Source organism: Peptoniphilus indolicus ATCC 29427 (assembly GCF_000227315.1).
Taxonomy (GTDB): domain Bacteria; phylum Bacillota; class Clostridia; order Tissierellales; family Peptoniphilaceae; genus Peptoniphilus; species Peptoniphilus indolicus.
The window spans coordinates 1,205,096-1,212,440 of record NZ_JH165061.1 but is presented as its reverse complement, the minus strand read 5'-3'; the positions used below and the strand labels follow the sequence as shown (position 1 = coordinate 1,212,440).

The window sequence follows — 7,345 nt, the reverse complement described above, 5'->3', positions numbered from 1 at the left end:
ATTTCTCTTCCATTTTTTATTTCAGCTTTATTAAAAACATATTGCACCTCCTTACAATAAATATTGTAAATGATTAACCTTGCCATAATCTTGTGACACTCTTATTTTTATCTTGCTTAAATAAAAAAAGTCCCCGAAGAGACTTTCTAAATCAGCTATTTACATTTCAAACTCCACTTTAAAAACAGTTTTTATACCTGGCACACTACTTACGCTTATTTTAGCATTATTTACTCGCAATAATTCTTTGGCGATTGATAATCCAAGTCCTGAACCTTTTGTTAATCTTGAACTATCTGCCTGATACATTCTGTCAAATATATACGGTAAATCCTTTTCACTTATACCATCTCCATTATCTAAAATCGTCAAAATAACTTTTGTATCCGATTCTTCTAATTTCAAACGTACTCTATCACAATTACTATGAACAATAATATTGTTTATGATATTGTTTAAACTTCTAAAATAAGCATTTTCATCTATCCTTATGTTACATTCCTGTTCCGGAATTTCAATTTCATAACTTATATGTTTTTCTTCAAAAATAGGAATCCAATCACTTATCACATTTCTTGTTAATTCGTTCAAATCCTTATCCGCAAAAGAAAACTTCCATTCTCCCGAATCCAATTTTACCCAATCAAAAAGTTTCTCTACAAAATCCTTTAAGTAATTTGCTTTACTTAAAGAAACCTTTATATAGTCATCTTTTTCATCCCCTATAACAAGTCCTGCTTGCACTGCTTCCAAATATCCGACCATAGATGCTAAAGGAGTTTTTACATCATGAGATAAACTTGTCATAAGTGATTTATATGCCTGCTCCGACTGTTTTTGCTCTATTAGTTTATTTTGACTTTGTAGTGTTATCTCATTTATATCGTGGCAAATTTTTTCTGTAGTATCATTTTTCTTAATTAAAATTCTACGATTGTAATCACCATCTTTGATATCAACAAGTACCTCCCTAATCCTATCTATTTCCTTTTTTATATGCGTGATCTTTTTTACTAAATATAGGATCACACATAAAAGTATTAAGATTATGATGGTCTTTATGTCCATACATCACTCCTCCTTATTAAAGCGATAACCAACTCCTCTAACCGTCAAAATATAAGTCGGCTCTTCAGGGTTAGGTTCTATTTTTTTTCGGAGTTTACTTATAAAGGACATGATATTGCTATCATCAAAAAGATAATCTTCTTTCCATACATTTGTATATATCTGTTTTTTTGTAAAAATTCTTCCTTTATTAGATGCAAGAAAATATAGCAAGTCAAATTCTTTATTTGTCAATTCGATATTATTATTGTCTAATTTTACAGTTCTATTCTCTTTATCTATTTTCATATTTTTTATTATGATTTCATTAGAACGATTTATATTTTTTTGATTAAAGTCTGTGAATCTTCTAACCATAGCTTCAACTCTTGCTTTAAGTTCATTAATATTAAATGGCTTCGTTAGATAATCATCCGCACCTTGTTTAAGTCCATAAATTTTCGAATCATCATCAGACTTTGCGGTCAACATTAAAACCGGAACAGTATATTCTTCTCTTATCATCTCCAAAACTTGAAATCCGTCAAAATCGGGAAGCATAATGTCTAATAAAATCAAGCACAGATTATTTGAATTTCGAATTTTTTTGTATCCCTCCAGTCCATTATTGGCAATATCTACATAATATCCGTCTGTACTTAAACACTTTTTAATTAGATTACATAATACAACATCATCATCTATAATTATTATCTCTTTCATATTTCAAAACTCCATAATAGCAGGTCAGCTTAATTATCATAATTTATAAATATCTCCATTTATTTTAATGCTATCTTCATCAATCAAGAAATGTTCATCGGAAAAATTCTTCAATCTTTTGTGTTTTTCTTTCGAAGAAAAAAACTGAAATAAAATAATTATAATTTTCTATCCCAACAACAATTCCAACAAACGGTTTACTACTTGTTTCTATATGATGGATTGTAATAAACTTCTGGATCTATTTGATTTAGTTACTCAAGGTAATCGGGATTCACAGTATAAAATTCATATTTAATTACTTCTGTAATTTCCTTCTTCTAAAAAAACAGAGAGGTTTTATCCTCTCTACTTGCTTTAATGCTTCACTTTTGGGGTATATGTAGTGAGACACCCTCTTAATTTACTGAAAATATAACAAATACTTTTAGAAATGTCAAATCAATAAATTCCCCAATACTACTCTTTTTTATTTATATCATACCATCTCTAATGCTTTGAATACAGAATTATGTTTTAAATTGTCTGTTTAGATTTATCTTATCCATTTCAATGTCTTTTCTTTCATCTATCCTTTTATCTGCAAAGTGTATATCATAATTAATTACTAAAAATATAATAACGCCATACTTTCAATATTTTCTCTAAAGATATTTTTCATGCTTTTTATCTTACAATAGGCTTTGCATACTTCTTCAGTTTCAAGTATTTTACACGAATTACATACTTTATCTTTATTATTTATCACTTCATTGTTTAGCTATACATTTTTGCCTCCTGAATAAATATTTTATAAACTTTAATTAACATCTTGTTTGAATTTATAATTAGTAAATTTTATTTTTCTAACTAAAATAACCGCTAAAACAAATGATAAAACATCTGCCACCGGTTGTAGCAAATATATTCCAAATTCCCCAAACATATTTGACAAAATATATATCAATGGGATATAAAATATTCCCTGCCTTGAAATTGAAATGATTGATGCCCAAAAATATTGTCCTATATTCTGCATAAGCATACTACTTATTGCAAAGTATCCTAAAAGTGGCAATGTAATACATTGCATACGCAGTATCTCAGAACCGACTAAAATAACTTCATTATCATTTGACATAGCTTTAATAAGCGGTTCAGAAAAAACATATAACAAAATTGCCGACACGATTAAAAAAACTGTCCCAACTATTACTGAAATCTTAAAAGCTTTCTTAACTCTATCATATTGCTTTGCTCCGTAATTCATTGCACAGATAGGTTGAAATCCCTGTCCCCAACCTATCATTATCATATATGCCAATGCCACTATCCTTGAGCTTATTGTCAATGCTGCTATAACACTATCACCGTATTTTGCAGCTACAACATTAAGCAAAATCAGAGCTATGCTTGTAATAGATTGCCTTGAAAAATTAGGCATTCCTCCTGCCAAAATATGGTATACTCTTTCTTTATTCAGTTTTACTTTTTTTAAGTCAACAGCAATATTCCCATTTTTCTCTGATAAATTCGTTAATACGATGCACCCTGTAATTTGTCCTATCAAAGTTGCATATCCGGCCCCGATAAAGCCAAGTTTAAACCCAAACATCAATACAGGATCAAGAAGCATATTAACAGCCATTCCTACCAGTAATCCTATCATTGCGTCTTTTACATTCCCACAAAGTCTTAATTGATTGTAAAGCGTAATAGAATAAAGACCAAATGGAATGCTGATAATAATTACCTTTAGATACTCTACTGTAAAATTCAACAAGTTTTCAGAAGCATTTCCACCTATAAATCTTGACAGCGGTAAAATAAAAAACCATGATAAAACAGCTATCAAAATACCAATGACAATAGCAAAGAGTATTCCAATAGACGATATAATCTCTGCTTCCTTTTCTTCATTTTCTCCAATCTTTTTCGACATTATATTTCCACTTCCATACCCAAACCAAAATCCAATCGCTTGAATAAAACCCATAAAGCTAAACACAATGCCGATAGCAGCTGTCATGTATTTATTATTTAAAATACCGACAAAAAATGTATCAGTCAAATTATAAATTACCATGACGAGCATACCTATAATGGTAGGAATGGAAGTTTTTACCAATAATGGAAGAAGATCATCATTTAAAATAGCTTTTATTCTCAATTCCTTTTTATTATTTGAGTTCATGCTACAAACCTCTAACTACGCCCTTATTACCATCTACTTGAATCATATCTCCATCTTTATATTTTGTAGTAGCAAATCCTACCCCCAGCACCGCCGGAATATTAAACTCTCTTGCAACAATTGCAGCATGACTTAAAGCAGAACCTGTATCAGCTACAACTGCACTTGCCAGCTTAAATAACGGTGTCCACTCAGGATCGGTAAGATGGCAAACTAATATATCACCTTTTTTCATCTTATAAAATTCCTTCGGATTATTTATTATACACACTCTTCCGGCTACAATACCAGCACTTCCACTTACGCCCTTTAAAACATCCCCATTTGTTTCAAAAATTAACAACTTTGAGGCATCCCATACTTTTATTGCCAAAGGAAACTTTTCATTTCTCCTATTTATTTTTTCCTTATCCGATTCATTTAGACTACCCCTATTCATTGCTTCCAAGAGTTCTTTATAAAACAGATTGGCAATCCCAATTTCATAATCTTCAGTTCCAATAAGAATACAGTTGATTCTTTTAACACACTGTCTTACATAATAAAATAAGGTTTCCCAAATATATTGAGTTTCTTCACGAACTACATGAAAATATCTGAAATATTCTATTTGTTTTTCTATATCTTGAAACTTATGTCCATAAATTTCTTTTAGCCTTATCATTAATTCGGAAAAGTCTTTACTCTGTTTAATCTCATCACTACTTTCATCTGTGTTTAATATCGGTCTTAATATATTTATCAGCCTATCGGGATCTTCAATAAATGTTTTTGCAGATAAACAATAGCAATTATAATCAGATTTAAATCCGTTATCTCTCATAAACTTATCTGTTATATCTTTAAAATCATCATGGTTTTCATATAATTCTTTATAACTTTCTCCTGAAATAACATCTCTTTTTAAGGATTCGTTTTTTCTTATCTCACAAGCCATTTCATAAATATCATTTGTAACTGCTGATGTTTTGTTATCCAAATTCCAATAAAAATCAAATGAAGAATAGTTGGCATTTACTTTTTTGATTATTTTTGTAAATTTTTTATCGTTTAAAACTGATGGGAATAAAGCGTATTTGAATCTGTCATATGCTAATTTTTGTAAAAAAAATATAACTATCTTCTATAAAATTTTTGCATTCTTCCAATGTCATATTTTCAAAATTTAAACACTTAATTTTTTCTATTTTCGACTTATATATTCTCATAAAATCTTTGCACTTATGATAACAACTGTTAAAGTCTTTCATATTTCTTAAAATTTTAAAAAACTTAAATATATTTTTATTGATTCGTTTGCCTGTATCAGAAAAGGTTTGTATTCCATCATCATCTATAATCGGATTTCTTGGTAAAACAATTCCGACTTCCGATAAAATGTTAACTTTCTGATCATTAATTGCCGTAAAATAGTCGAAATCAAGCACTCTATATGCAAAAGGCATTTTTTCTAAAAGAAATGACATCATTTTTCGTGTACTTTTATTGATTTTTTTATCCTTTGTATATTTTTGGACCAAATTGTCTTCAGATAGACTATCTATAGAATGTTTCAATGTGGTAATAGCTCTTGCCTGTAAAATATATACTTCATCATCTTTAATTGCCCACTCAATATCCATTGGCATTTTATAATGTTTTTCAATATTCAAACAAGATTTTATCAGCTCTAATATTTCTTTATCATTTAATGCTCGTTTTTTTCTATCGTTATCACAAACCGCTACCTCTACCGTGTTTTTCTCTGCATATATAATCTGGGTTTCCTTGCTTCCAATAGCTACTTCAATAATTTCTCCATTTTTGTCAACAATATAGCTGTCTGCTGTAACTCTTCCGCTTACAACACTCTCTCCTAAACCATAACTTGCATTTATTAGCGTCTCATTTTCTTTTTTACTTACCGGATTCACAGTAAACAAAACTCCCGCTTTTTCGCTTTCTACCATCTCCTGAATAACAACGGCAATTGAAACGGAACTTTGGTCATAACCTTGGTGTAATCTATAGCTCACCGCTCTGTTTCCCCAAAGAGAAGCATAACAATTACGCACCCCATTTAATACACTTTCAATACCTTGCACATTTAAATAAGTTTCTTGTTGTCCTGCAAAACTTGCATCCGGTAAATCTTCCGCCGTTGCAGATGAACGCACGGCAACTCTTACATTATCTCCAAGACTAAAATATTTTTGTCTTATTGTATTCTCAAGTAATTTAGGAAATTTACCGGATTTTATCTTGTTTCTAAGATGTTCAGATATACTTAATAGAACTTTTTCATCATTTCCTGATTTCTTAATTTCATTTTCAATAAAAATATCAATACTGTTTTCCTTTAAAAAAATCTCTATAGCCATCCGATGTAATAACAAATCCACTCGGAACATTTATATTTGCAGAGGTCATTTCTCCAAGATTGGCCCCCTTTCCTCCGGCGAGTAAAACATCTTCCTTTTTTATCTCATCAAAATTTAGTATCATAACGGTCTCCCTTTTAAAACTATATTTCTATATACCTGTTAATAATACTCTCTATGTAAATATGTAACACTTCCTCAAAGGTATTTTCATTAAAATGAAAATAATTTGAACATAGAACAAAGCTTCCAACGAAAGCATTTGATAAGCCTTGCTTATCTACGCTTTTTACTACATTATTTTTGTACCAATAGTCTATTAACCCATCTACAAAATCTCCATAAAGATTTTCTACTCTGTTTACTTTCTTTAAATCTTGACTTGCAAATATTTTAAATGCCTCTTGATAAATAGGCTGTGTTTTAATTTTCATTGTCATATCTATGGCATACCTATAAATCACATCTAAAAGAAATTTCTTAGGATTTGTTAATGAATTTGAGAATTCTTTTTCTATGTCATTCAATTTCTGTATGGATCTATATGCCATTAAATCAATAATGAGAGATTCTTTGTCCTTCCAAAAACTATAGAAACTCCCTTGAGCTATCCCTACTCTTTTTGTCAGTTCTGAAATACTAAGTGATTTTTTTCCTTTTTCGTGAAACAAATCAAGAGCCGTTTCCATAATATCTTCTTTTATTTTAATCTTCTCTTCTTCTGTAAATGCCTTTGCCATCTAAGCCTCCAAATTTTATAAACAACTCTATGAATTTTTTATTTTTTATTCATATACATTATAACGTTGACAAGTTTAAATATCAATGAATATTTCATTTTATATTCATTGATATTTTTAAATTGTTATTAGCAAAATTTCCTACTCCAAAATTACTGATAATATTTCTATAGTCATCCACCTATAACACTCCTTTTCGTATTAGTGTTTTTAAATACTCTAAACTTTATACATTAAAATTTAGTTCTCTTTTAATTTAAATTCTATACTATACGAATTGTTTTTGAGAAAGCGTTTTAATC

The 7,345-nt window shown here is 29.6% G+C and carries 7 protein-coding genes; all 7 read right to left on the bottom strand.

All coding sequences use genetic code 11. From position 1 onward, the window contains the following. Positions 1 to 159: 159 nt before the first annotated feature. Positions 160 to 1,068: a sensor histidine kinase gene (locus HMPREF9129_RS05395; RefSeq protein ID WP_004821199.1), complete on the bottom strand. Its 909-nt coding sequence runs from the start codon at positions 1,066 to 1,068 to the stop codon at positions 160 to 162. A gap of 3 nt (positions 1,069 to 1,071) precedes the next feature. Then, complete coding sequence (locus HMPREF9129_RS05390; protein WP_004821197.1) at positions 1,072 to 1,770, bottom strand: response regulator transcription factor; 699 nt, start codon at positions 1,768 to 1,770, stop codon at positions 1,072 to 1,074. A 799-nt stretch (positions 1,771 to 2,569) separates the two neighbouring features. Further along, entirely contained in the window at positions 2,570 to 3,943 is a 1,374-nt protein-coding gene (locus tag HMPREF9129_RS05385; protein WP_004821194.1) for an MATE family efflux transporter, read from the bottom strand. A 1-nt stretch (position 3,944) separates the two neighbouring features. Then, entirely contained in the window at positions 3,945 to 4,922 is a 978-nt protein-coding gene (locus HMPREF9129_RS12325) for a PEP-utilizing enzyme (protein WP_004821192.1), read from the bottom strand. A 106-nt stretch (positions 4,923 to 5,028) separates the two neighbouring features. Beyond that, entirely contained in the window at positions 5,029 to 6,303 is a 1,275-nt protein-coding gene (locus tag HMPREF9129_RS12320) for a PEP/pyruvate-binding domain-containing protein (RefSeq protein ID WP_004821190.1), read from the bottom strand. Beyond that, positions 6,266 to 6,427: a PEP/pyruvate-binding domain-containing protein gene (locus HMPREF9129_RS12315; protein ID WP_004821188.1), complete on the bottom strand. Its 162-nt coding sequence runs from the start codon at positions 6,425 to 6,427 to the stop codon at positions 6,266 to 6,268. Before HMPREF9129_RS12315 ends, HMPREF9129_RS12320 begins: the two co-directional genes overlap by 38 nt. A 19-nt stretch (positions 6,428 to 6,446) precedes the next feature. After that, positions 6,447 to 7,043 (bottom strand): TetR/AcrR family transcriptional regulator, encoded by a 597-nt coding sequence (locus HMPREF9129_RS05375; RefSeq protein WP_004821187.1) that lies wholly within the window; start codon positions 7,041 to 7,043, stop codon positions 6,447 to 6,449. Positions 7,044 to 7,345 lie beyond the last annotated feature (302 nt).